Genomic DNA, 26,998 nt, shown 5'->3' with positions numbered 1-26,998 from the left:
GGGAAAGAATTATGATGAAGCAATTTTTGATGAGTGTTGCTGTATTGGGAGCCGCAGTTACTCTAGCTGCACCAGCAGTTAACGCTGACGCAACTTTCGCAGGAAAGACTGGAACGACTGATGTAACGTTCCAAGGAGACACGACAACTAAGCCAGGTACAACGGATCCAAAGGACCCAGATAACGGTGCTACGGTTGGTGGTTTGACTTTGACGGCTGTACCAAGCTTTTCGTTTAAGGATGCTGGCGCAACGCCTAAGATTACCGAAGCTTCAACGAAGGTGTTGACGGCTAACGGTGTATCAACGCAACCAACTGGTGACACGACTGGTACAAACAACACGTCATCATCAATCTATGTTCGTGATACACGTGGTTTGACGGCTGATGCAGCTGGTGCTGGTTACAGCATCTACGCCTCAGCTTCACAATTGAAGGCTGGTGATCAAGTCTTGCCAGTTGCTTCATTGAACATGACGGTTGCTGACGGAACTGCTAATTCAAACGGTGGTTTGATTACTGGTAAGAGTGCCGTTTCAGTTTACCAAGCTAACAATTCAGTTTTGAAGGGTGGCACTGCTAAGACTGCTGGTGACGCAACTTTGGGAACGGTTGCCGGATACGGTAACTTGATTGCTAAGGGTGACGGTAAGACTAACGGTGACAACGCAACTGGTGCTGTTTCTGCAGAATTGAACTTGAGCAGCAATGCCGTTCAAGCACAAAAGTACACGGGTACGATGTACTACACGTTGGTTGATTCAGCTACTTCAGCTAACTAATTAACATACGCTAAGTAATTAGACCGATCGTGACAAGTCATGTTTGGTCTTTTATTGGATAAAACACGGTATACTTATTTTTGGTAAGTTGTACCGTGATACATATAAGAGAGAATTGAAACTATTTGGGGATAGTGAGAAAGAGAGGCAACATCATGAAGAACACACGGCGTTTACAAGCAAAAGTACAACATATGGCGTTGGCTTCAATTATAATCGCAGGGATTGTTGCGCCGATTGTCCAACTCGCACCATCATTGCCAGGTATGAGCTTGCAAGATGTGAAAGCGGCAACTGGAGTGGTAGATAAGGTAGATAAGGGTACTGCCAGTGAAAATTACGCGCGTGATTTGTTAGGCGGTAGTTATTCAGGTACCACTCCTGCGATGTTGGCTGGTCAGACAGGCGTTGTCGATGGATCTTGGAAAATTACACCACGAGATACATCGGCTGCATATGCAAAGCGTACAAATGCGAAAGGTGATTTCCCATTCAATATGCTACAACGTTGGCTAATGGTCAAAATAAAATTTTTGATGGTAGCCAGGCTAGCACATATGACTCAACGTCAACTATCGTAAAGTTGACAACGCCGGTAGTGAATGAAAGTACGGACGTAAATCGAACGGCGACTTATATGGCTGTCAGTCCTGCATCTGATACAAGTACCAAGACTGCTAGTGGATCAACTGATGAGCTGGCTGTAGCAGCCGGAAATGTCGGAACCGCGACAACTAGTGATGCACCAACTAAGGTTAGCGGGTCGTTGAACAAGTTGTATAGGTTTACAGGTAAGCAGTATCTAAGTCTTCATACACCGGATGATTCTACAGGACTAAAACTTACCAATATCAGCTCGTATCTAGATTCAAGTACTTTTTCAGTGAAAGTTATTTATGCTGATGGAACAATATCTGATGTTGATTCTGGTGGTGTAGATGGTTACTCAACATGGTACCCAACTAGTAATGTACAAGGTATCTTCTACAGTGTTGATCCGAAGACAGGTGCATTGATGGTGAAGCACGGTACGATTACGGTCAGCAAAAATAAGACGACGTACAATTATTCATCGCCATTAGCCGTTGCGACGGATGGTGATTGGCAAAATGCAGCTGGTAGTCCAGCAACGAATATTTACGTCTACTCGAAGGTAAAAGTACCAGCATTGGGACAACAGCTAGTTTTGTCAGGAAATGTTAAGATGCCTACGAATGGCGATATGCGCCAGTATTCAGGTGATACGCGCATGTTTGGTGCGGGATCTACGACAAATACGCCGGTTAACTACAATGTGGCTGGTAATATACCCGAAACTTCTAGTACTTCATGGTATGGTTCATATGAAGAAGGTGGCTTCAACATCTTGAAGCATACTGATACAGGAGTTATTACACATGATGTGTCGTACACGGATGGAACGGGTAAGTCAATTACCAGTGGAAGTAGCGACAGTTACAACCAAGTAATTGCGTCAGATAAAATCACGAATACGCAGAGTCAAGATTCAACTGGTACGTACACGATTACGACTGGAAGCAATAATGTAACGTTTGCGAAGCAGCCAGCATTTGTTAATGCGAATGGTGATGATGTTTCTACGGCAGTTGGACTAAAGGACATGACGTACTACGATGCAACGGGTGCTAAGACAACTGATTATGCTAAAGCTGTTAAGGCCACTATGACGGTGACAATTCCAGCGACATCTAGCTACACAATCAAGTCAGTCTTCCAAGCATCAAAAACCGAGTCAATTACTTCAACGACCAGCATGACAGGTACGGATACCAACATGGCTAAGATTGACTTAACAAAGTCGTTTACTTGGAATGGTGCAGCTGCGGTAACGGGAAGCATTAATTATGTGGATGCGAATGGTAATCAGGTTGCTACAGGTTCTTACACTAAGGCGCCAGGATCATCAACTTCAGACATCACAGCCCCAACGACAACTGACGGTTACCGTTACAAGTTTGTGAGCGTTGATAAGTCAACGTATGATGGTAGTGATATCAAGGTGACGGTTGCAAAGATTGCAACTGGAAACATTAACTACGTCTACAATGGTAAGACAGTTTCATCTACGCCATTTACGGATCAAGATGCTGGTAAGACGATTGCAAACATCGCTGCACCAGCTGGTACGGTTGATGGGTTGCGTTACAAGCTTGCTGATGCAACGAAGTCATATGCTTATCCTGATAAGGATGGCGATGTGAACGTCGACTTGGCAGCGATTGTCTCAGGTACAATCGAGTTCGTCGATGCAGATAACAACAACGCTTTGGTTCAGCAACAAGCCTTTACCGACCAAACGCCAGGTGCCCAAATCTCACCTTTGACGTTGCCAGATGGTTACGTTTTGGCTGTTGGTGCCAACGGTGACGTACAATCAACGTACAACTACCCAACGACTGATGCCCAAGTGGTAACGGTGAAGGTACAAAAGTTGACGAGCGGCAACCGTAATGACGGTATGGAATTGACGGAAGTGCCTTCATTCAGTAGCGATAAGAATACAATCGGTGCTAGTGACACAACGACATTGACGGCAACGAAGGGTGGCGTCTTGTCATACTTGAACTTAAAGGGCCAAAATGCTGATATCTACATGTCAGCCACAGACTTGAAGTCAAACGGATCAGCTTTGCCAATTAAGACGTTGAAGGCTAACTTGAGCGCCGGTTTGGCTGATGTCTACGCTGCTAACCAGACGGATGGTTATGGTCACATGATTGTTAACGATACGACGAGCAAGAAGGGATCACTAACGATTCCAGACTTGCAAATGACGTTGTCGAACAACAACTTTGCGGCGGGTACGTACTCAGGTACTATCAACTACACGATGGTTTCAGATGACTTGAACTAACAATAATGTTTTAAAAACGAGGTAACTACGGTTGCCTCGTTTTTTCATACAATAAGCCAAAGCTCACAATACAGTTTGTTTATGATAGTAACTGTTATAATAGTATTTAAAAATAAGTAATTAATATCGCTCATAAAAGGAGCAATGCCGATGAACTTTTTCGTTAATGCGACGATGCCAAAGCAAAAGTCTGGTATCGAACACGCGCAATTGAAGCGCTTTGAACTATTTAATAATCACCAGGTGGATTCACGGATTGTTTTGCGTGATTGGGATCCAGTTGCGCACGTTAATGCGAACGCAGCGGGTATTCCGGATAACCAACTCATTAATATGTTTGATTATTTTCAGGAAGCTGTTACGGTGACGCCAAAAACTCTGCACGCGCAAGAGATTGAATTTGGTGTGCCAAATGTACAATTTGCCGATGAACCGGCAAATAATCGTTATTTGGTAACGGCCCAGAATGGTCAATTGGTAGCGCGCGTAAATTATGACGCCACTGCCGATAAGCGGGTACGGTCGACTGAGTTATTTGATGGCTACAACAATTTATTCCGGGTTGATCACTACGATTCACGTGGGTTTGCGTCATTAATTCAGTGGTATACGACGGATAATCAAATTGGTACGGAAACGTGGGTGACCCCATCAGGCCGGACGGTCATTGAAACTTTTAATAAGAAGACAATGGCCGGTGAGTTTGTTAAATCAGGCTGGCGTTTGATTGAACATGGTGGTCACGTGATGCAGTTTGACACGATTGAGGAGCTGACGAAACACTTCTTTGATCGATTGAATGATGATTTCTGGTCAGAAGAGCAACCGAACGTCTTTGTGCTGGACCGTTCACACTTGGGCGACTGGGGCCTTTTGCGTTTGCGCAAGCCTGCCTATGTCGTGATGCACCTTCACAATTCACATGCGGGGGATGCCCAAGATCCAATGCATGCCATTTTGAATAATCACTATGAATTTGCTATGAATGCGCTTGATGAATATGATGCAGTTGTCTCAGCGACCCATAAACAAACGCATGACGTGAATGAACGGTTCCAACCTAAGACGCGTCTCTTTACGATTCCAGTCGGAGTTGTGCCTGATCGTCTGTTGCAAGCTGAACGGGTGCCGGTTGCGCGTCGTGAATTTGGTAAGGTGATTGCGTTTGCCCGGATTGCCTGGGAAAAGCATCTTGATGATTTGGTGCGGGCTGTTGGGATTGTGCACAAGGAATTCCCACAAGTGACGCTTGATTTGTATGGTTATGCTGATCCAGCGGATAACTACAAAGCGCGTACTTCAGTTGAAGAAGCGATTCGTGAATACGGACTTGAAGGTGTTGTGACGATGAAGGGGTACACAACAGAGATTGATGCTGTCGAAAACAATGCTATGATGTATGGGCTGACTTCGCGTATGGAAGGGTTCAACCTAGCGATTATGGAAGCAATTTCACATGGTTTGATTGCCTTTTCATATGATGTTAATTATGGACCAAATGAAATCGTTGAAGATGACGTCAACGGTAATGTGGTGCCATACGAAGACTATGAGGCGATGGCGCAAGCAATGTTAAAGGTCTTACGCGACCCAGACTTGGCACAACGTTATTCAACGGGAGCATACGAGTCATCAGAACGTTATTCAGAAGAAAATGTGTGGCATGCCTGGCGTGAATTGTTGGATGATGCGGCTGCGGTGTGGCCAGCCAAGCTTGCAGCAATGCCGGCCCATGCCCATGATTTGAATAAGGAGGCTGAATAATGAATTATTTTGTTAGTGAAAATGTCTTTACGTTCAATTCTGGCACGGAGCATGCGCAAGCTAAGCGGGTGCAACTGTTCACAGAGCAGGGACAATCAGCGCAATATGTCACGCGAAATTATAATCGTTTCTTAGCTCGTGATGCAGAAGCGATCGGTTTACACGCAGAACAAGTATTGAATATGTATGATTTCTTCCAAGGGGTTACCGACGTACCGCGTGAGGAAGTTTCACTGCGCTTGTTGCCACAGATTCCGTTGGATGAGTATCATATTGAAGGTCACGGTCCAAACTATTCAACGATTAATCATGCTGGTCGCGAGTTGGCACGCATTAACGTTATGCCAGCTACGGTCGGATTAGTTAATGATATTGTCTACTATGACCGTTATGGCAATACAACGGCTCGTGAGAATTTTGATTGGCGTGGTTTTAAGTCGTCGGTAGATTATTTCCATCCAGACGGTAATTTAGCGGTGCAAAAGATGTTGAACTTGGCTGGCGAGACGGTTATTGAAATCAGTCACATGAAGGTTAATGGCACGTTATACCCAACCATGTGGAAATTGCTGAATTACAAGGGCCACGATTGGCGTTTTAATACGGAAGATCAACTATTTCTTTTCTTCTTAAACGAAATTACGGCTGAACATCCAGGATCGATCCTTGTGTCTGATCGTCGCAGTTTGGATCACGTGGTTGCGGATGTGCAATTTGCGGCGAAGAAGTTCGCAGTTTTGCATGATATCCATACACCTGATATCAAAAATCCAATTCGCGGTAAGTTGTATGATGCTTATCTGAATGTCCTTGAGCGTCGCGTGCGAGACTTCGATGCGATTCTAGTACCAACGCCTGAGCAACAAGCTGATTTGCAAAAGCGGTATTCGGGCGTCGATTTCCGAGTGGTGCCGGATACATTTGTGCCACAAGCACAATTGGCCGCATCACGCCTACGCTTGCCAGATCGCCAAGCTGGCAACATTTTGTTTATGGGGCGTTTGTCGCCTGAAAAGCGACCAGATCAAGCAATTCGTGCGCTAGCCCGGGTTGTTAAGTCAGTGCCATCAGCGACGTTGACATTCCATGGTTATCCAGCAAACGCAGAAATTTTGAATGAATTGAAGGCGTTGGCCAATCAGCTAGGTGTTACCAATAGTGTCATATTTGGTGATTACATCACCGGTGACGCTTTGGCCGCAGCCTATCAACGGGCACAAGTGATTGTGCAAACGTCAGTCGCAGAAGGATTCGGTATGAACTTAGTTGAAGCAATGAGTTACGGTGTTCCGGTCGTATCGTATGATATTACGTATGGTACGCGAGAACTTATTCATGATGGTGTGAATGGGTATGTCGTTGCAAATGGCGCGCACGGTGAAATGGCCGATCGCATTGTGTCAATTCTGTCAGATGATGGTGTCTGGGCTGATTTGTCAGCCGCAGCTTATGATAAAGCGGTGACATTTAATGGTCAGGCGATGATGGCAGCTTGGCAGCAAGCCTTACAATAGTAAAAAATAGAACCCTCGCTAGGCAATTAGCGAGGGTTCTTGCGTATAATAGTGAAAAAAGAAGTTGGAGAATTGGGTATATGACGAAAATTGGGACAATTTGGCGGGAAACATTTCGACGGTATTGGCGCACGATGGTGATTTTTGCCATCATCAATGTCGTGATTTGGTTTGTGGTGTTAGCACTAGTGAAATTCAATGCTTTTGGGCTACATGATTTGGCTTTGAAATCGATTAAAGCAAATTTCGTAAACGATGCATCGTCGCACAAAATCAATCATAGCGGCGCCTTTGGTGGTTTTGTGCAATTGACTTGGCACAACTATTTAGGTGGTTTAGCCACGGTGGCGATATCACTGATTCCAATTCCATTTTGGTGGGTGACCGCGGTGATGAATCCAGCCTCAATTGGTTATTTACTTGGCTTATCGCCAATCCCCGTGACCACTTTCTTTGCGGGTATTTTTCCGCACAGTATTGTCGAAATGCCCATGCAATGGTTGGAATTTAGTATTGCTTGGGAAACTTTCCGCTTGATTTGGCAAAACATCCGGACGAAGCAAGGCTGGTGGCATGGCATAGACTGGCGTCACATTATCATAATTCTAATTGTGGTGGTGTTGCCAATGGCAATTTTGGCTGGTGCCATTGAGAGTTTTATCACTCCAGCGTTGTTGAATATGGCGAAGTAGCGTTACAAGCTGTAAATTCTTGATAATAAAAAGAAAATCCCCAATCGGAGCGACACTTCCGATTGGGGATTTTCTTTAGAGGTAGTGACGGGAATCGAACCCGCGATGGCGGTTTTGCAGACCGGTGCCTTACCACTTGGCTACACTACCAAATTAATCATAGTATTTGTACCACGAATACATATTATAGGGGAAATGTGAACATCTTGCAATTCAATAGGGCATTTTCTAAGATGTCAAGCAATATGCTTAATAACTTCACGCAATAGTTTAACCATTGTAACTTCTGTTTTCTATCACTGAAAAGGAAAAATCGCCTCGTATCATACACAGTGAGGGGGAGTCTCGTGACTTCCTGGAGTGGCGAGAATACATAAACAAGTAATGATAGAGGCAGACTTATGGAAAAGAATGATTTTGCAAAAGCGAATACGCAACAGGCAAAGCATCGCCGCATGTGGGTGACTGCGGGGATGACGGCCCTAACGGTTGGGGCAAGTATTGCCGGGCCGGAACTATTGGATGAAGTTCAGACTGAATTGGGGAATAATGAGCCACGCACAACGGTAACGAAAGATAGTTCACCGTTAGTGAAGGTGGGAAACGTGCTGTTTTCATCACGCTCGGCAGCCGCGGAGACGATTAATAATGTGGTGGATGCCAATGGTGGTAACCACAGTTTTAAGTCAACGCAAACCCAAGTGACGACAAACTTCACGGGTTCGGGAGCTGGTTTTTCAAATGCGAGTGGGTCGTATGACGGGCAAAGTGCGACATTTACAACGTTGACGAATACATCGGGCCAGGACCAAGGTGCGATTGCTTTTAACAAGCAACTGGACATGACGGCCAGTTGGACGATGAAATTTAATTTAAATTTGACGAAGTACAACACTGGTGGAACGGCCGGTTTGATTACGGGTAATCCATCGAATGGGGCTGGTGACTTCTTGGGGTTAGTTTTGGCACCAATTGCGCCTAATAAATTGGGGACTAGCGGTTGTGGCGGTGGTTCGCTCGGAATGGGTGAAGAGAAAAAAGATGATGGCACGACTGTGCCAGGGATTCCAAACGCCGTTCAATGGGGAATTGACTTTTATAAAAATGATGGTGATGCCACAAATTTGGTTAATCCAACCGATGGTACCGGTGGAAGTATTCTGGGATCTGACGGAAGTGATGGTACGCAAGTTGCCGGTTTCCGTACAACTGACGCGAGCGGTAAATTGAATACGGTCTCTGGCACCACGGGATTTCAGTCATTTGACCATAGCACCGGTGGTAGCTTGATGGGATTTAGTGGTCCGGGTCCGGACAGTAAAACTGATGATGGTTGGGCTGGCCCATCTGATCCCAATTTGGAAGCAGAAATGACGGCCACGTATACGTATTCGAATGGTGTGGGAACACTGACAATTAAGGCCGATAACGGTACCTATTCCGCTTCAAAGCAAATTACGATTACTGACGGTGTGAATTCAACGATGTCGGTGGGATTTAAGGCTTCCGACGGTGCTAAGTATTCACAAAAGGGTGTCACAATTCGTGAGTTTGATTTGACGTTGCCAACCGCAGATACCAAGGTTAACTACATTGACAAAGAAGGCAATGCTATTTCAGGGCAGGCAAGCACGACAATTAAGTCAAACGTTAATGACACGTTAGGCATTGTGACGTCTGGTGCGTCAACTAACACGACGGGGACAGCGCACACGTTTACGGCGCCAACCATTGCCGGTTACACGTATACAGGGACGACGTATGGCACAGCCAAGTCAACGACGGGGCCACTGACGGTATCTGACACCGACGCGAACAACATTATTAATGTGCAATACGCGAAAAACTCAAAGTTGACAACGGTCTTCGTGGACCAGAATGGCCACGTACTATCAACGGTACCGTCCGTTGAATTGGGGACAGCGGGGACAAATTACGATGGGCAGAAGGCCACGGCTGCAGCGGATTATGCGGATTATACTGCTGCATTAGCGACCGCCAAGAGTAATGGCTACACCGGTGTCAGTGGTGTTTATTCAGATTCCGCCTTAACAACGAAACTTGGGGCGGACTTATCAGCGGCAACTTTTGGTAACACTGATAAAACAGTTTATGTGCAATTAACGCCAGCTCCGCAAACAGCAACAATCACGTACAACAAAGCAACTGGGTTGAGTACGGCAGGAAGCACGGCGCAAGATAATGCCGTGTCAGCGTCACCAACCTCATTGACGGGGGTCACGAATGACAAGTACCCAGCGAATACGATTCAAGTGCCAGCGGGGATGACGGCCACAATCAAAGATGCAGCGGGTAACACGTTGGATACAGATACGTCGAAAGCGACGCACCTGGTTAAAAATAGCGATGGGTCTTATACGATTGTGGGGGCGTTTAGCCTAACGTCGGCGGGTGCCTTAGCAGTACCGAGCTATACCGTAACGTATACGGCAAATGCGGTCAAAATGATTCAACAGTACCCTGATGAGACGCGCTCAAACGCCGGCACGGCCTATGGTACCTATAGTGCCGCGGGTGTTGTGCAAAAGTCAGGCTATGTCTCATTCGTTGATGGCACAAAAGCCAATCAGACGCCGGCTGGTACGTTTGGCGCAACCGATAAAACATATACCATTACGTACGAAGCGGTCCCTGCGACGGCTGGCGAAGTCGCTAATGAGCCAACGGTGACGGCGGCGTTGGCTGCAGTGAATGCGGCAACAACCGAAACGGATTATAAAGCGGCGCTGGCAGCGTATAATACGGCGGTTTCGGATGCGCAAACGGCCCGTGATAATGCTGAAACAGCAGCGAAGGCCGTGGATTCAAGTGGCTTTTCAACGGTGACGGCAGTTTCGGATGCGCAAACGAATTTGAATAACGTGTTGGCTCAAGCTGCGGCCGGGCAAGCAACAACGCAACAGGTGATCGATGCAACGACCGCCTTGCAAACGGCGATTTCAGATGCGCAAGCGGCACTGGACGCCGCAAAAGCCCAAGCCAAGACGGATATTCAAGCCAATATTGATGATATCAACACACAAATTACGCAAATCCAAGCGGACATTGACGCCATTCAAGCGTTAGCTGATCGCAATCCGGGGGATACAACCATTGCTGGTTTATTGGCCGATGCGCAACAACGCTTGGCAAATGCACAATCACAACTTACGCAGGCTGAAGCAGCGTTGGCAGCTGTTGATAGTGCGGCAACCATTGCGGATGTGACGAACTTAAGCGATGGCGCTGATCAAAACCAAGTGGCAGCCGATTCGGCACGTACAATTGCCGACCAAGATCTAGCAGCCGCGCAGGCGCAAGATGCGTTGAATTTGAAAAACGCTAAAGATGAAGCAACGGCAACCGCCGAAACAACAACGACGGCTAACCAAGCGGCGATTCAACAAATTGAACAAAATATTGCCGAACTACAACAGTTGGCTGAGGATTATCCGAATAATGCGACGATTGCAACGCAGTTAATTAATGCGCAAGATGCATTGGATGCGGCGAATAAGGCGCAAGCCGACGTTGATACAGCAAGTGGTGAAGTGCCCGGTTTAACAACGGTTGAAGCGGTTCAGATTCAACAAGCGGCCGTGAATGCGGCGGGTAAGGATGCCCAGAATATGCTGGTTGTGGCCAATGATGCTGTGACAGCAGCTAAGGCTGAAGCAGAGAAGGTACTGTCGGATGCGAAGGCGGCGGCAACGAGCGCCATTCAACAACAATTGGATGAGGCGGATGCCAATATTCAAACGATTAAAGATAATATTGCGGCCATTCAAACAATTCTTGATAACAATCCGGGCGATGCCGATATTCAAGCGGCCTTGGATGATGCCAATGCACAATTAGTGACGGCGAACAATCAATTGGCAGATATGGCTGAAGCGTATGCTGATGCGACTGATGCGACCACACCGGCTGAAGTACAGGCGGCCCGCGATGCCGCGACAGCAGCTGCAACAGCAATCACTGATGCGACCACGCAATCAACAACTGATTTGACGACAGCCCAGGCGAAGAGCGATGCCAACTTGGCGGCCGCTAAAGCAAGTGCCGAGACAACGATTGGTGATCAACTTGACCAAGTTGGGGATGATATTGCAACAATTCAGGATGATATTACGGCGCTAACACAAATTGCGGCGGATAATCCAACGAATACAGAAATTGCGGCAAAGTTAGCGGACGCTAAGGCACAATTAGCAACTGCTCAGACACAAGAATCTGATCTTAAGGATACGAAGGCAGCCGTTGATGCGGCAACGACTTTAGCAGGTGTGAGTGCGCTTGAAGAGTCTGCGACAACTGCAGCCACAACGAGCGCGACAGCGAAAACAGCAGCTGATCAAGATTTGACTGATGCCCAGGCGTTAGCAGCAGCTGATTTGCAGGCAGCGCAAACGGCAGCCACAACGACAATTCAAGGTAATATCGATGCCATCCAGAATCAGGTTGACCAGATTACGCAAGATATCGCCACGATTGAAACGTTAGCGACGAATAACCCAGGCGATACAGTCATTGCGGACGCGCTTAGCGACGCAAAGCAACAGCTAGCTGATGCCCAAACGGCGTTGACGGATGCGCAAGCACAACAAACAGCGGTTGCAGACGCAACGACACCGGCTGCCGTGCAAGCGGTAGTTGATGTGGCAGCGACTGATCAAACGACAGCTGAAACGGCCGGGACAACATCAACGCAAGATGTGGCAACGGCGCAGCGTCAAAATGATGCCAATTTGGCAACGGCCCAAGCCGCAGCAAAGGATGCATTGCAAGATAACATTGATGAAATTAATGATGCAATCGCCCAAATTGCAACGGATGTGGCAACATTACAAACCTTGGCCGACAACAATCCAAGTGATCAAACGATTGCGGATAAGTTGGCCGATGCGTTGACACAACAGCAAACAGCAAAGGATGCATTGACCGATGCACAAACGCAATTGACCAATGTTGACCAAACGACAACGTTGGCTCAGGTCGACGCCTTAACAACGCAAGGTCAGGCGGATGAAGATGCAGCCAAGGCAGCAGCCGAAGCGGTCAATACCGACGTCACAACGGCACAAAATCAATCGGCTACTAACTTGGCGGATGCCAAAGAAACGGCCAAGGACACTATTCAAGCCGATATTGATCAAATTACGAGTGATGGGACGGCAATTGACAATATCATTGCGGAATTGACAGATTTGGTGACGAACAACCCAGGTGATTCAACCATCGCTGATGCGTTGCAAACGGCCCAAGATGAGAAGGCAAAGCAAGCCGATGCCTTGAAGGACGTCCAAGCCCAACTCGCGCAAGTCGATGAGCAGACGACCCTGGCCGATGTGGCTGATTTAGTCGATCAAGCAGCAACTGATCAAGCAACAGCTGACCAAGCGGTCGTTGATTCGTCACAAGCCTTGGACACAGCCAACGCTCAGTCAGCAGATAACTTGGCTGACGCAAAGACAGCGGCCAAAACAACGATTACCACTGACCTGACAGCTATTCAAGATAATATTGATGGTATTCAGGATAATATTGCGGACCTACAACAACTAGTGACTGATAATCCAACGAACACGCAAATTGCGGATAAGTTGGCCGATGCGCAACAACAATTAACCGACGCCCAGGCGGAAAAGCAGGCCGCGCAGGATGCGTTAGATGCGGTTGATAATCAGACGACGTTGGCAGATGTTCAAGCCCAAACTGATGCAGCCGGTCAGGCAGTGGTTAATTCTGATGGGGATGCGACACAAGCCCAAACCGATTTGGATGACGCACAGAACTTGGCAAATGCTGATTTAGCAGCTGACCAAGCGGCCGCCCAAAAGGCTGTTGATGATCAAATTGCCCAAATCACGGATGATATTGCTGCGATTACGGATGATGTGGCGACCTTGCAAGAGATTGCGACAAATAATCCAGATGATACGGACATTGCGGATAAGTTGGCGGATGCCCAAGCACAACAGCAAGCAGCTGAAACTGCGTTGACAGAAGCGCAAAATCAAAAGACGGCAATCGACAATGCCACGACGCCTGCTGAAGTGACGGCAGCCCAAACAACGGCCGAAACTGCAGGTCAAACGGCGAGCGATGCTAAGGATGCGGCTGACCAGGATGTGACTGATGCGCAAGCAAAGTCAGATGCCAATTTGGCAGCGGCAAAGACGGCTGCCGATACGGCACTAGATCAGAATATTGCAAATATCACAGATGATGTATCAGCTATTCAAGATATTGTGGATGAGTTACAGACGCTCGCGGATAATAATCCGGGCGATACGGACATTGCGGACAAACTCGCGGATGCCCAGGCCCAGTTGACGACGGCGAACGACGCGTTGACGGACGCTCAGAATCAGAAAACAGCGGTTGCTGATGCGGCAACGCTGGCGGATGTTCAGACGGCCGTTGATGCTGGCCAGGCGGATGAAGATGCAGCGCAAACTGCTTTGGAAAATGCGCAGGCCGATCAAACTGCAGCACAGGCAAAGTCGGACAGTAATTTGGATGACGCGCAACAAGCGGCCAAGGATGCCATTACACAAGACTTAGCGACGATTACGGATAATGTGGCCGCAATTCAGGCGGACGTGGCGGCCCTTGAACAAATTGCGGCTGATAATCCAACGAATCAATTGATTCAAGATAAGCTAGCAGATGCGCAACAGCAATTAACGGATGCGCAAACGGCGCAAACGAACGCGGAACAAGCATTAGATGCCGTGACGCAGGCAACGACACCAGCTGAAGTGGCGGCCCAAGAACAAATCGTGACGGAAGCGGTAACGTCGACGACTGGTAATAAGGATCAAGCTGACCAAGACTTGGCTGATGCCAAGGATTTGGCAGGGGCTGATTTGGCCGCTGATCAAACGGCTGCTCAGACTGCGGTGACGAATCAAATTGATCAGATAACGGATAATATTGACCAAATCAATAAAGATATCGCGACATTGACGGACATTGCGGCGAAGAATCCAGAAGACACAGAAATTGCAGATAAACTGGCCGATGCCAAGACGCAATTGGCTACAGCCGAAACGGCGTTAACCACGGCTGAAAACCAAAAAGACGCGATTGCGGCAGCAACGACACCAGCTGAAGTGGCCACAGCGCAATCATCGGCTGAACAAGCAGGTGACACGGCGCAAACGGCGCAAGACACGGCAGATCAGGATGTGGTTGATGCACAAACAAAGTCGGATGCCAATTTGGCAGCAGCCAAGGCGGCAGCTGACACGGCTTTGGACCAAAATATTGCCAACATCACGGCTGACGTGGCGGCGATTCAGGATATCGTGACCGATTTGACGACGGTGGCGGCAAACAATCCAACTGATACGAGCATTGCGGATAAGTTGGCGGATGCGCAACAACAATTAGCAACTGCCGAAACGGCTTTGACAGATGCTCAGAATCAGAAGACAGTGGCTGACCAAGCAACGACATTAGCAGATGTGCAAACGGCCGTTGACGCGGGTCAAACGGATGAAAATACGGCACAAACGGCTTTGGAAAAGGCTCAGGCCGATCAAACGACAGCTCAAGCCCAAGCCGATCAAAATTTGGCGGATGCCAAGAAGGCGGCTGACCAAGCGATTACGGATAAAATTGCGACGATTGATGATGATATTGCCCAAATTACGGCTGATATTGCGACACTTGAACAAATCGCAACTGATAATCCAGACAACACGACCATTGCCGACAAGTTGGCAGATGCGAAGGAACAGTTAGCAGCGGCGGAAGATGCTAAAACGACGGCAGAAGCAGCCAAGGACGCCGTGGCCGATCAAACAACATTGGCTGATGTGGCGAATCAAACAGAAGTCGCCGATGAGGCGGTGACGGCCGCAGATACAGCGCAAAAGACCGCTGATCAAGACGTGAAGGATGCGCAAGCTGCAGCTAGTGAAGATTTGGCAACTGACCAAGCTGCAGCGAAGACGGCGGTTAACAATGATATTGCGACGATTACGGATAACATTGATAAAATCACCGATGACATTGCGACATTAACAGACATCGCGGCGAAGAATCCAGCGGATACAGAGATTGCCGACAAGTTGGCCGACGCGAAGGCGCAGCTTGAAACGGCTGAAGGCGCGCTCACTGATGCAACTGATCAATTAACGGCGATTGATAATGCCACGACACCGGCTGAAGTGGCTGATGCGCGTGAAGCAGGGCAAGATGCGGCCGACTTGTCACAGACGACAGCGGATAATTCGGCGCAGGATGTGGCTGATGCGCAAGCAAAGTCTGATCAAAACTTGGCGGATGCGCAAAAGGTCGCGACCGACACAATTACGGATAATATCGCAACCATTGCCGATAATATTCAAAATATCACGGATGATATTGCGACATTGCAAGATTTAGCAGATAAGAATCCGGGTGATACCACAATTGCGGATAAGCTGGCAGATGCGCAACAGCAGTTAACTGAAGCTGAAGCGGCTAAGACGGCAGCTGAAAGTGACTTGGACCAGGTGGCTGATCAAACCACGTTGGCTGACGTCGCTGATGTTGTGAATGATGCAGCTGATCAGGTCGCACAAGCACAAGAAAATGAGAATCAGGCCCAAACGGATGTGGCTGATGCGCAACAACAAAGCGCCACGAATTTGGCAACAGCTAAGGATGATGCCAAGGAAGCCATTAACCAAAATTTGAGTGACATTGACGATGATATTACCCAAATTACGGCTGACATCGATGCGCTTGAACAAATTGCCACGGATAATCCAACTAATACAACGATTGCAGATAAATTGGCCGATGCCAAGGAACAGTTAGCAGCGGCAGAAACAGCTAAGGACGCTGCTCAGCAGGCGTTGGATGCGATTGATGAGCAAACGACACTTGCTGACGTGGCAACGCAAGAAAAGGCTGGTGAAACGGCATTGGCTGATGCTGACACAGCGCAACAAACGGCCGACCAGGATTTGGCAACGGCCCAAGACGAAGCAGCCAAAGATTTGGTAGCTGATCAGGTGGCAGGCAAAGCGACGGTCAATGAGACCATCAAGTCGATTCAAGATGCCATCACGACGATTACGGATGATATTGCGACGTTAACGGATCTGGCAGATAAGAATCCAGCGGATACCCAAATTGCTAATGATTTGGCTGATGCTAAGGAGCAGTTGGCGACGGCAGAAACAGCGCTGACCGATGCGCAAGATCAATTAGCAGCGATTGATGCGGCCAAGGTACCGGCGGATGTTGATCAGGCAGTTGCCACCGCACAAACGGCAGGTGAGACAGCAACGACTGCGCAAACAACAGCTAACCAAGATGTCAGCGATGCGCAGACTAAGCATGATGCCAATTTGGCAGCGGCTAAGGAGACGGCAACGGACACGATTCAAACAATTGTTGATGGCCTAGCGGATAACATCGCCCAAATTACGGATGATATTACAACGCTACAAGGTTTGGCTGATAAGAATCCGGGTGACACGGTGATTGCAGATAAGTTGGCCGATGCCCAGAATCAATTAACTGATGCAACTGCCGCACAGAACGACGCGCAAAATCAGTTGGATGCGATTGCCGATCAGCCGACTATGGCTGCGGTTGATCAATTGGTTACGCAGGCCCAAGCTGATCAAACGGCTGGATCAGATGCACAAACGGCTGCTGATAATGATGTGACGGCTGCCCAAACGCAGTCAGACCAGAATTTGGCGGCGGCTAAACAAGCGGCGACCGATCAAATGACAAATCAATTAACACAAATTGATGAGAACATTACGCAGATTGAAAGTGACATCGATGCTTTGGAACAAATTGCGGCGGACAATCCGGATAATGCGCAAATTCAGGCCGATTTGGCCGATGCGCAGGAGCAGTTGCTTAATGCGCAAGACGAGCGGGCAACGGTTGAAGACGCCCAAACAAAGCTGGCTGATCAGACAACGTTGGCGGATGTGGCTGATTTGCAGACGACGGCAGACAATGCCGTTAAGCAAGCCGCGGATGCGCAAACGGCCGCGGATAATGATGTAACTGATGCCCAAGCGCAAGCTGCTAAGGACTTGGCACGCGATCAAGCAGATGCAAAGACGGCGATTAATCAAAATATTGCGGTCATTCAAAATGACATTGACGTGATTCAAGATGACATTGCAACATTGCAGGATTTGGTGGATAAAAATCCAGGTGATGACACGATTGCAGCTAAATTAGCTGATGCCCAGCAACAATTGCAGACGGCTGAAAGTGCGCTAGCGACGGCCCAGGATCAATTGGCAGCTGTTGATGCGGCCAAGGTGCCAGCAGATGTCCAAACGGCTGTTGACGCGGCATCGACTGCGCAAACGGCGGCAGATAATGCGAAGACGACAGCTGACCAAGATGTAACTGATGCCCAAGCCCAGCACGAAACGAACTTGGCAGCTGCTAAAGCGACAGCTGATGACACCATCGCGGATCAAATCGCGCAAATGCAAGATGACTTGGCAGCGATTCAAGCTGATGTTGCTTCGTTGACGGAGATTGCTGCGAAGAATCCTGATGATACATTGATTGCGGCCCTCCTGGATGATGCTAAAGCGCAAGAAACGCTCGCACAAAATAAGTTGGCGGATGCACAAAAGCAAGCTGACGCGGTTGCGGATGCGCCAACCATGGCGGCCGTGACTGACTTGACGGATGCCGTGACACAGGATGCTGCGGCGACAGCCGACGCGCTGACTCAATCTGACCGTGATGTGAGCGACGGACAAATGAAGTCGGATGCTAATTTGGATGCGGCAAAGACGGCGGCTGATGTGGCGTTGGCTGACAATATTGCGCAAATTAAGCAAAATATCAGTGATATTCAGGATGACATTGCGACGTTAACTGATTTGCAAGACAAGAATCCAGGTAACACGGTGATTGCTAACTTGTTGACGGATGCGCAAACGCAATTGGCAGAGTCGCAACAGTCATTGGCTGATGTCACGAATCTTGCGAACCAAGTGGAAGATCAACCAACTTTGGCTGATGTGCAAAAAATTGTGGATGCGGCGCAAACGCAAACTGATTATTCGGATGGGGATGCAACGCAAGCACAAACCGACGTTGATAAGGCGCAAGCTGAGTCAAATGCTAAGTTGAATGATGCTAAGCAAGCCGCGACAACGGCTGCTAACCAAGCTTTGCAGGACATTCAACAAAGCATTGCCGGTATTCAAGAAGACATTCGTCAACTTGAACAGTTAGTGACTGATAACCCGGGTGATACGACAATTGCAAATGCGTTGGCTGATGCGCAAACACAACTCGACACAGCACAAGCGACGCAGAAGGATGCGCAACAGCAGGCAGCTAAAATTGCAGATGCCACGACCCTGGCTGATGTTACGGCGGTAACAGATCAAATCGCTCACGACGAGACTAGTGCGGGTGTTGATAAGGAAGATGCAGATGCTGCGTTAGCAACTGGTCAACAAAAATCAGCCGAAAACCTAGCTGCGGCGAAGGATGCGGCCAAGCAAGATTTGCAGGATAATATTGACGCTATTCAGAATGACGTTGCTGAAATCCAAAAGATTGTTGAGACAATCACGGATATTGCAAATAAGAATCCAAATGATGCGGATATTCGTGCCGCACTAACGAATGCCCAGAATCAATTGGATAAGGCGAATGATGCGTTGACGGATGCCAAGCAACAATTAGCAACGGTTGATGATGCCAAAACATTGGCACAGGTGGCTGAAAAGACAGCGGCAGGGGATGCTGATGAAAAGCGTTCTGATCAAGCTGTGGCGGATGCGCAAACCGAGTTGAAGCAGGCCGGTGCCAAGTCAGCTGATAATTTGGCGGATGCGGTTGCGGATGCGATGAAGCAAGCTGATGCTAGTTTGGCAGCGATTCAGGCAGACATTGAGCAGATTAAGGATGACATTTCACAAATTCGTGCGATCGCTGCGAAAAATCCGGATAATCAAAAGATTGCAGATTTGCTCGCGGATGCTAACATGCAATTGACGGAAGCACAAAGTCGCTATCAAGCGGCCCAAGCAGCTAAGACTGAATTGCAGGATAAGAATCAAACGACGACCTTGGCGGATGTTACCGAAAAGTTGCAGACGATCAGTGATAAGACGACTGCAGCTGATGTGGATCGGAAGCAGGCTGACCAAGATTTGGCGAATGCGAAAGTGGCGGCAGCTGATGATTTGGCAGATGCTAAGCAGCAAGCAACGGATGCGATTAACCAACAACTTGACCGTATTGATGAACAAATCAAGCAAATTGAGCAGGACATTGCAGATCTGAATGATTTGGCTAAGCAACATCCAGATTCTCAGGCGGTTAAGGAAGCGTTGGCGGATGCCAAGCAACAGTTGGGTGATGCGCAAGATGCTAAGCAAACGGCGCAGGATCAATTGCAACAGATTGGCCAAGCAACAACGCCAGATGCGGTTAATAACCTAAATGATGCCGCCCAAGCAGCCGGGGTAGCCGTGACAGATGCGGTTAAGGCAGCGAACCAAGACTTGGCAGATGCAAAGGCGTCAGTCGCCAATGAGATGGCAACAGCCAAAGATGCAGCTAAGGATGCCGTACAACAACAAATTAATCAGTTAACAGATAACGTGAAGCAGATTCAAGATATTGTTGATCAATTACAAAATTTGGTTAACCAGCATCCTGGAAATCAAGCTTTAGCTGATAAATTAGCGAGTGCACAGACACAACTTAAGGTTGCGCAACAGGCATTGGATAATGCCCGTGATCAGCTGGCAGCAATTGATGCAGCGACAACGCCACCTGATATTGCAAAGGCCATTAACCAAATTAAGGTCGACCAAGTAGTAGGTCAGCAAGCGCTACAAACAGCGCAACAGCTACTAGCGGACGCACAAACCATCGCGGCAGGTCTATCGACTACGGCGACGGTTGTACAAGCAGTGTCGGCTGGTCAAACCGTACCAGCGTCAGCAATGTTGGCGTACACAGTACCACAGACGGTGGCGGTGCCTGGACCGGTTGTGACGGTTACGACAACTGGTGCGCCTGAGTATCGTTGGGCCGGCATGCCGGTAACATCGATTGATCAAGCGACACCAGCTGTTGGTCAAACAATTGGTGAACGGACATTGGCTGGGGCAGCCGCTTACCGTGCGCTAGATAATAAGGGCGCCCGGATTCAGGATCGACGGGTTGCGTTATCAGATATTAACCAGACGCAGCAACAAGATGGTCATGCATCACTATTGCGCCATGGTTGGCGGATGCCTTACTACTTATCAGGCCGCTTCATGAATGATTGGCACTTGAATGCAGCCAATGTGGTGACACTATTATTCTTTGGAAGCTTCCTTGGATGGTTCTTTTTACCAGCCAAAAAGAAAGAAAATGAAGAAGAATAGTTAATCATAAATGCTTATATAGCAAGGGTTTATAGCAAATGCACACAATGAATATTCATTGTGTGCATTTTTATTTTAAAAAAGGGGTTGCAAAGGTGTAGATATGTATGTATAATAATTTTTGTTGTTGAGCGAGGTTATCAAAAACAAAGCGAAGCACGAAACAAATATCATGGACGTTTAGCTCAGCTGGGAGAGCACCTGCCTTACAAGCAGGGGGTCACAGGTTCGATCCCTGTAACGTCCATTGGTCGCATGGTCTAGTTGGTTAGGACGTTCGCCTGTCACGCGAAAGATCACGGGTTCGAATCCCGTTGTGACCGTTATAATGGCTCGGTAGCTCAGTTGGTAGAGCATACGATTGAAGCTCGTAGTGTCGGCGGTTCGATTCCGTCCCGCGCCATTGGAAGTGAATAACATTTACATCCAAAATAGGGGTATAGTTTAACGGTAGAACGACGGTCTCCAAAACCGTTGGTGGGGGTTCGATTCCCTCTACCCCTGCTTGACGATAATGGCGGTAGTGGTGAAGTGGTTAACACATCGGTTTGTGGTACCGACATGCGTGGGTTCGATTCCCATCTACCGCCCTTGAAAGTTATAACTTTCATATCATCAGATTAATATTAGATATGCCGTTGTGGCGGAATAGGCAGACGCGCTGGACTCAAAATCCAGTTCCCGCAAGGGAGTGTGGGTTCGACCCCCACCGACGGCATCGGAATCTTCGGGTTCCCATCAAGCTTAGGCTTTTATCTAATACTAATCATGCCGTTGTGGCGGAATAGGCAGACGCGCTGGACTCAAAATCCAGTTCCCGCAAGGGAGTGTGGGTTCGACCCCCACCGACGGCATAAGTAGAGACCTTCGGGTTACAAGTAAGACGTTCGAGAAATCGAACGTCTTTTCTTTTTGTCTTATGGCATTTTTCAGATATTAATAATGGAAATAAAAAATCACCCACAAAATCCGTGCAGACTCTGTAAGGTGAATTTAGGTTTACGATTTGAATGCCGCAAGTCGCTTAATATCATGAGTAGTGAGCTCACCAATATGACGTAGCTTGGTTGTTGCGCGAGGTAATTTGTTGATGCGGCCACGGTCTATCCATGATTTTTGTGGCAGCCCAGCAGCTTGCCAATCTAGAATTTCGAAATAGTTTTTCTGAATTTGTGGTGACTTATTTGCAAACTTGGTCGTCAACCGATAAACAAAATATGAATCTTGATTCTCTCGTACATACAATACGGGGCGTTCCTTGCCACCTGGTTGATCTACAAATGATACGTACGCCCAATAGAGTTTCTTTGCCACTAGTAACCACCATCATCATCGAAGAAGGCTTGAACATCAGCGTCCGTATTTACCTCAAAGGTTGGTACTTCGTAACTGTCAGCAATTATCTTTGCTTCAGCCAAATCTTCATCAGATAGTTCGTGCGTGATTGGAATTTGGCCGGTGTTCAAAATTTGTGCATATACCAATGGTAATAGTGTACTGGTAGTCAAACCAGCTTTAGCTAGTAGAGATTCGACCGCTTCGGCAACTCCTTCGTCAACTGAAAATTGTACGCGACGCTTGATTGTGTGAGTCATAGCTACCACCGTCCTTTCTAGTGCGTAATAATATTATACCACCATGTGGCACAAAACGTCATGATGTGCCGATTTATTAAAGATATATTTTGTTGGTGCCTCTTTAGATTTCACAAAGATTGAAATGAAAATTAAAAAGCTTGTCCACAGGTCACGCAGAGAAACCAAAAGGATGTATTAGTCGTTAAACTGAACTGAACCCCATGAGTTGGATGCTTATTGTCCTTTTTTCTTTAATCCATTTGCGTATCCATCTCGCGCGACGATCAGATTCAGCAGGGGATGTTTTAGGATGCTTGAGAACCATTCGTTAATTCTTGTTTGCCAGAAATTATGTTTCTCACAGGTAGACCGATTTCGTCACGAACGGAAGGAAAAAACATTTGATGTTTCAACTGCAAGCATGGTGTATTGAGAGTATCAATATCTTTGCCTGGCATAGTGGAGACCTAAGGCAAACCATGTAGAAAACATGGCTTATATTTTGTGACATTTCACTAGAATGATGATTGACACTTGTCAACTATGAGGCATTGATTTACAAAGGACCATTAAAATATGCTAGTTGAGTAGTGTTAATCATAAATGACATAATAAAGCACTGTGAATGCAATTGTTTGTAAATAAGGGGATTAAAATTGGTAGTTTTGTACATTATATTAAGCTGGATTGGGGCTGTTGTTATACATGAATGTGGTCATTGTATCGTGGCTTGGTTATTGAAAATTAACATAGCACGACTGGGACTGTTTGGTTTTGTTATTGATAATCAGAAAAAAATTCGGTTTGAAGGGAGTGGACTAGGGAGTTTTGTGGTGTTTAGAAATGCTAAACCAACTGTTTTGAATTTAGGAATACTGTATGCGGGTGGTGCGGTAGCTAATGTACTAGTTGTTATGTTACTGCCGTTAAAAGCTGGCTTAGGTGTGGAGACGTTCACATTGATGAATGGCGTAATAGCTGCAGTTACATTATTGCCATTAAATAATTTAGCAACGGATGGTTCGATGCTATTGAACTTGGTTATGAATCCCGAAGAAACGGTGCTGCATTACACTGTTTCATATTTTTTGACAAATGAATACACAGAAAAATTTGATGCTCTTTTGCCTCAGGTATTATCAACATTGGATGGTCCTTTAGGCAAGGTGCAGGAGTCACATATCATTATTTATTTAAGCTATTTGAATTATGTGTGTGCCTTGAAAAAAGGTCGATTAGAGAATGAACAGAAGCAGTTGGTGAAAAAGGTTTTTAATACGGTTTTGTCTGATAAAAGAATGAAATCTCGATATTTGAGTGACTATATGGTAGGTGAAGTAATGACGCAAAAGCTTATTAATGGCAAAAATTCGGTTGGTGATTATAAGGAATTGCATAAATTACCTATCTTGTTAAAGAGAAGAATTGCTTATTTATTAGACCCCGAAGATACAGGGAAAAAGGCTGACTATTACCAAGAAATAACGACAACGGCTCAAGGCGAGGCGACTTTAATGATTAATGGGGAGCTCAGTTATTTAGCTTTATAACTAGTACTGGTGGTGGAGTAGTATGACATGAATGGCAAATATATGTGGACTATGAATGTGATTAGGGGGAATTATGGAAAAGGCGAACGCGATTAGGAAAACAGCGAATCATGATATTTTAGTATTAGCGGCGGTGGTGATGCCGAGCTTAATCTTTCCACGGACGTTTCGCGGATTTGTGATTGTAGCACTATGTTATCTGGCGTTTTGTATCTTTATTTACGCCGTGTACTTTGTATTTTTAAAATATACCAAAATGGGGTTGTCTCGAGTTGAAAAGTATTATCGATTAGATGAATAGGGTTAGATAATTACCTCACGAAAAGTATCAATAAACAATTAAAACAATGTCATAAAGTGCCCGTTACCATATCCGAAAGCGATTAAACTGCTGGTGAGGGGGTATTTAACAATGACAACAGATGAATTTACTAAGAGGTTTCGACCCGGTACCACGACCTCTGGCTATCTAGATGACCGGGCTAAAGCAGAAATCAACGCGGCGGGACCGAGTTTTGATCATCAACCAACACCGGCTGAAATTCGCGCGGTGATGGGGTGGCCTGCTGCTCATCATGAAGCGGTCAATGAATTGACAGTACGGGCCCATAAAATTGTCGGGGTGTCAGTGACTGAATTTGTGCAACAACGATATGATGACCGAGTTTTACCGACTGTTGTTTTCATTCACGGGGGCGCTTTTGTTGGCGGGAGCGTTGCGAATGTGACGCCAATTCTGCAGCAAATGGCGGATGCCGGGGCGCTACGAGTTTTTGCGCTTGATTATAGTTTGGCACCGGAGCATCCATTTCCGGCAGGAATGTTAGATGTATATCGCGTGGTTGTGGCATTGCATCAAGCGGCAAAACAATATGGGATTGATGAAACGCAATTATCATTAGCAGGCGATTCAGCTGGTGGTAACCTAACCTATACGGTGGCCTTGCTTGACCAGAATTTACAGTCGAATTATTTGCATAAATTGGTTGCGATGTATCCGGCTGTCTACAATGGCCATGATGCCGAAAAGGAAATGGATTTTTCGGATATCCAGGCATATGGTGCCCAAGCTGACCAAGCGTTGATTGCGCAGTATATTGCGTCATTTAGGGAAAGTCCGTTAATTTCAGATTGGTATCTCCAAGGCGTTGATGATGAGCAAATGGCGGTTTCGCCGATCAATGCACCAGCAGCGATGCTTGCTGAGTTACCGGCATCATTGCTAATCATCGGTGAGTTTGATCCGCTCCGTTTGGAAGGAGAGGCTTTCTTCGAACGGGTACGTGATGCGGGTGGAACTATCGCTTACATCCGTTACAATGGCATGGTGCATGCATTTGTAGACAAAATTGGTGACTATCCGCAAGCCAAACAAGCGGTGTTAGACTTGGTAGATTTTGTTTTAGCTGAATCGTGATTGTGTTAAAAGTTATATATACTGGATATGAGGCATTCGAGAGATTGAATGTCTTTTTCATTGCAAAAAATTGGTGTTAAATTAGTAATTAATGGTTTTCGGATCGAAAAATAAGGGAGGCCGAGAAAATGGCAAAGCGACCAGAAGCGATTGCGCTTGAAAATTGGTTATTTGCACGTCTTAACCCACGTGGCAAGGGTCGAGTTAGTGCTTACGGGGCGACTGAAGTGACATTGTCAACGGATGCCTCGGCAAACAAATTGGGAAAAGGTCGTAAGAAGGCTGGCTATCAAGGCCGGGTTGATTTCATTAGTATCGATACACAACGAACAGTGCGAGCTTACGAAATTAAGGTGTCGATACAAGATTTTCGAACACAGGCAATGAAATCATGGGTGGGTCATTATAATTATTTGGTGACAACCGATGAATTAGCCGACAAATATCGTGATGAAATTCTAGCGGCGTTACCAGATGGCATTGGTTGGTTAACGCCCACGCAGACAGTGCGTCGGCCAAAACGACACGCTTTGCAAATTGATGAGACGTGGCTGGTTTGGTTAATGATGCGCCGTAATGCGATGGTGGTCCGTGATAGTCGGTTACAGGACTGAGCCGGAGAAGCGAAAAATTTGGTACAATAACAGGAATACATATAATGAATGGGAGCGCGAAGTAATCATGGGACGGCAACGGAATGAAGAGACAATTAAACAGATTCGCCGCGCCGTTTGGCAACTATTTCTGGCCAAGGGATATGGGAAAACATCTTTCTCTGACGTTGCTCAGACTGCCCAACTGAATCGTTCGATTGTCCAATATTACTTTGCGAAAAAAGAAGATTTCTCAAATATGTTAATGGCGCAAGTTTCGGATCAGGTATTAGTCATCGTCGATCAGAAATTTCCTGATGCGAGCCGTCTTGAGCGCTATTATTTAGCCAGTCAGTTGTATTTTGCTGTTTTTTGGCACCCAGAATTGCGCCATTTACTTAAAGAAATTCTCGAAAATCGCAAATTAGCAGATGAGTCAATGTACAACCAGGTGATTTGGTCAGTGAATATATTAACTGACGCAGTTGATGAAGCTAAATTCGAAGCTGCCTATATTGATGTGGTGGATGCTTGGGGTGGCTTTGCAGAAGTGATGTACTATTCATTGCAGCATGATCGTCAAGTTGATTTGGCACGTGGTCTTAAACGCTTGGTGCCCTTGATTGCGATGATTGCGGGTTATGAGGCGGATGTGTGTGACCAAGTTATTGCGACGCATACCTTAACGTCCGAACAGCGTGATGAATTGCGCGATCGTATTTTACAACAAATAAACCAAGAAAATAAGTAAAGGAAACCCTTTGGCTGTTACTTAGCAGCTGAAGGGTTTTTGTTTGACCTGTTAAAAAGTTAGTGATAAAGTTATCAATAAGCATTTACTTGGTA

At 46.8% G+C, this 26,998-nt stretch carries 14 protein-coding genes and 8 tRNA genes; 19 read left to right on the top strand and 3 right to left on the bottom strand.

The annotated features are described in order from the left end of the window. Window positions 1–11: 11 nt before the first annotated feature. From ESE_RS0110825 to ESE_RS0110800, 6 genes are all read left to right on the top strand, one after another. Entirely contained in the window at window positions 12–782 is a 771-nt protein-coding gene (locus ESE_RS0110825; protein ID WP_010375193.1) for a WxL domain-containing protein, read from the top strand. A 155-nt stretch (window positions 783–937) separates the two neighbouring features. Further along, a complete protein-coding gene (locus tag ESE_RS0110820; protein WP_010375192.1) occupies window positions 938–1,363 on the top strand; it encodes a hypothetical protein in 426 nt (141 codons plus the stop codon). Next, complete coding sequence (locus ESE_RS0110815; RefSeq protein WP_158004767.1) at window positions 1,291–3,657, top strand: hypothetical protein; 2,367 nt, start codon at window positions 1,291–1,293, stop codon at window positions 3,655–3,657. Before ESE_RS0110820 ends, ESE_RS0110815 begins: the two co-directional genes overlap by 73 nt. Before the next feature lie 150 nt (window positions 3,658–3,807). Then, window positions 3,808–5,421, top strand: coding sequence for a glycosyltransferase family 4 protein (locus ESE_RS0110810; RefSeq protein WP_010375190.1), 1,614 nt, complete (start codon window positions 3,808–3,810; stop codon window positions 5,419–5,421). Next, window positions 5,421–6,935, top strand: coding sequence for a glycosyltransferase (locus tag ESE_RS0110805; protein WP_010375189.1), 1,515 nt, complete (start codon window positions 5,421–5,423; stop codon window positions 6,933–6,935). Before ESE_RS0110810 ends, ESE_RS0110805 begins: the two co-directional genes overlap by 1 nt. An 80-nt stretch (window positions 6,936–7,015) precedes the next feature. Next, the gene (locus ESE_RS0110800; protein ID WP_010375188.1) at window positions 7,016–7,627 is read left to right on the top strand and encodes a stage II sporulation protein M; all 612 of its coding nucleotides are present in this window, start codon (window positions 7,016–7,018) and stop codon (window positions 7,625–7,627) included. 79 nt (window positions 7,628–7,706) lie between these two features. Here the strand turns inward: ESE_RS0110800 and ESE_RS0110795 are convergent. Continuing rightward, window positions 7,707–7,777, bottom strand: a tRNA-Cys gene (locus ESE_RS0110795). A 251-nt stretch (window positions 7,778–8,028) separates the two neighbouring features. Between ESE_RS0110795 and ESE_RS0110790 the strand changes: the two genes are divergently transcribed. The 8 genes from ESE_RS0110790 to ESE_RS0110755 all read left to right on the top strand — a co-directional run bounded on the left by ESE_RS0110790 (window position 8,029) and on the right by ESE_RS0110755 (window position 21,869). Next, window positions 8,029–21,015 carry a hypothetical protein gene (locus ESE_RS0110790; RefSeq protein ID WP_010375187.1) on the top strand — a complete coding sequence of 4,329 codons (12,987 nt, stop codon included), beginning with the start codon at window positions 8,029–8,031 and terminating at the stop codon, window positions 21,013–21,015. A 174-nt stretch (window positions 21,016–21,189) separates the two neighbouring features. Next, window positions 21,190–21,262: transfer RNA gene (locus ESE_RS0110785), tRNA-Val, on the top strand. A gap of 2 nt (window positions 21,263–21,264) precedes the next feature. Next, window positions 21,265–21,338 (top strand) — tRNA-Asp (locus ESE_RS0110780). A gap of 7 nt (window positions 21,339–21,345) precedes the next feature. Continuing rightward, window positions 21,346–21,418: transfer RNA gene (locus ESE_RS0110775), tRNA-Phe, on the top strand. 30 nt (window positions 21,419–21,448) lie between these two features. Then, window positions 21,449–21,519: transfer RNA gene (locus tag ESE_RS0110770), tRNA-Trp, on the top strand. A gap of 13 nt (window positions 21,520–21,532) precedes the next feature. After that, a tRNA-His gene (locus ESE_RS0110765) sits at window positions 21,533–21,605 on the top strand. A 44-nt stretch (window positions 21,606–21,649) separates the two neighbouring features. Then, window positions 21,650–21,733 (top strand) — tRNA-Leu (locus tag ESE_RS0110760). A 52-nt stretch (window positions 21,734–21,785) separates the two neighbouring features. Then, window positions 21,786–21,869: transfer RNA gene (locus ESE_RS0110755), tRNA-Leu, on the top strand. Window positions 21,870–22,014: 145 nt separating this feature from the next. Here the strand turns inward: ESE_RS0110755 and ESE_RS0110750 are convergent. Next, window positions 22,015–22,329, bottom strand: a complete 315-nt coding sequence (locus ESE_RS0110750) for a hypothetical protein (protein ID WP_010375186.1) — start codon at window positions 22,327–22,329, stop codon at window positions 22,015–22,017. Then, window positions 22,329–22,610, bottom strand: coding sequence for a type II toxin-antitoxin system RelB/DinJ family antitoxin (locus ESE_RS0110745; protein ID WP_010375185.1), 282 nt, complete (start codon window positions 22,608–22,610; stop codon window positions 22,329–22,331). Before ESE_RS0110745 ends, ESE_RS0110750 begins: the two co-directional genes overlap by 1 nt. Window positions 22,611–23,317: 707 nt before the next feature. On the opposite strand from ESE_RS0110745, the gene ESE_RS0110740 reads away from it, so the two are divergent. The 5 genes from ESE_RS0110740 (at window position 23,318) to ESE_RS0110720 (ending at window position 26,903) form a co-directional block, all read left to right on the top strand. Further along, entirely contained in the window at window positions 23,318–24,142 is an 825-nt protein-coding gene (locus tag ESE_RS0110740; protein ID WP_137636368.1) for a hypothetical protein, read from the top strand. Between the two features lie 73 nt (window positions 24,143–24,215). After that, the gene (locus ESE_RS0110735; protein ID WP_010375182.1) at window positions 24,216–24,443 is read left to right on the top strand and encodes a hypothetical protein; all 228 of its coding nucleotides are present in this window, start codon (window positions 24,216–24,218) and stop codon (window positions 24,441–24,443) included. Window positions 24,444–24,554: 111 nt separating this feature from the next. Then, a complete protein-coding gene (locus tag ESE_RS11740) occupies window positions 24,555–25,559 on the top strand; it encodes an alpha/beta hydrolase (protein ID WP_010375180.1) in 1,005 nt (334 codons plus the stop codon). Between the two features lie 128 nt (window positions 25,560–25,687). After that, window positions 25,688–26,173, top strand: coding sequence for a hypothetical protein (locus tag ESE_RS11975; protein ID WP_010375179.1), 486 nt, complete (start codon window positions 25,688–25,690; stop codon window positions 26,171–26,173). A 67-nt stretch (window positions 26,174–26,240) separates the two neighbouring features. Further along, on the top strand, window positions 26,241–26,903 hold the full coding sequence (locus ESE_RS0110720) for a TetR/AcrR family transcriptional regulator (protein ID WP_010375178.1): 663 nt from the start codon (window positions 26,241–26,243) through the stop codon (window positions 26,901–26,903). Window positions 26,904–26,998: the final 95 nt, after the last annotated feature.

The organism is Weissella cibaria KACC 11862, assembly GCF_000193635.1.
GTDB lineage: Bacteria > Bacillota > Bacilli > Lactobacillales > Lactobacillaceae > Weissella > Weissella cibaria.
The sequence above is the reverse complement of the archived record's forward strand: the minus strand, read 5'-3'. Positions and strand labels throughout refer to the sequence as shown.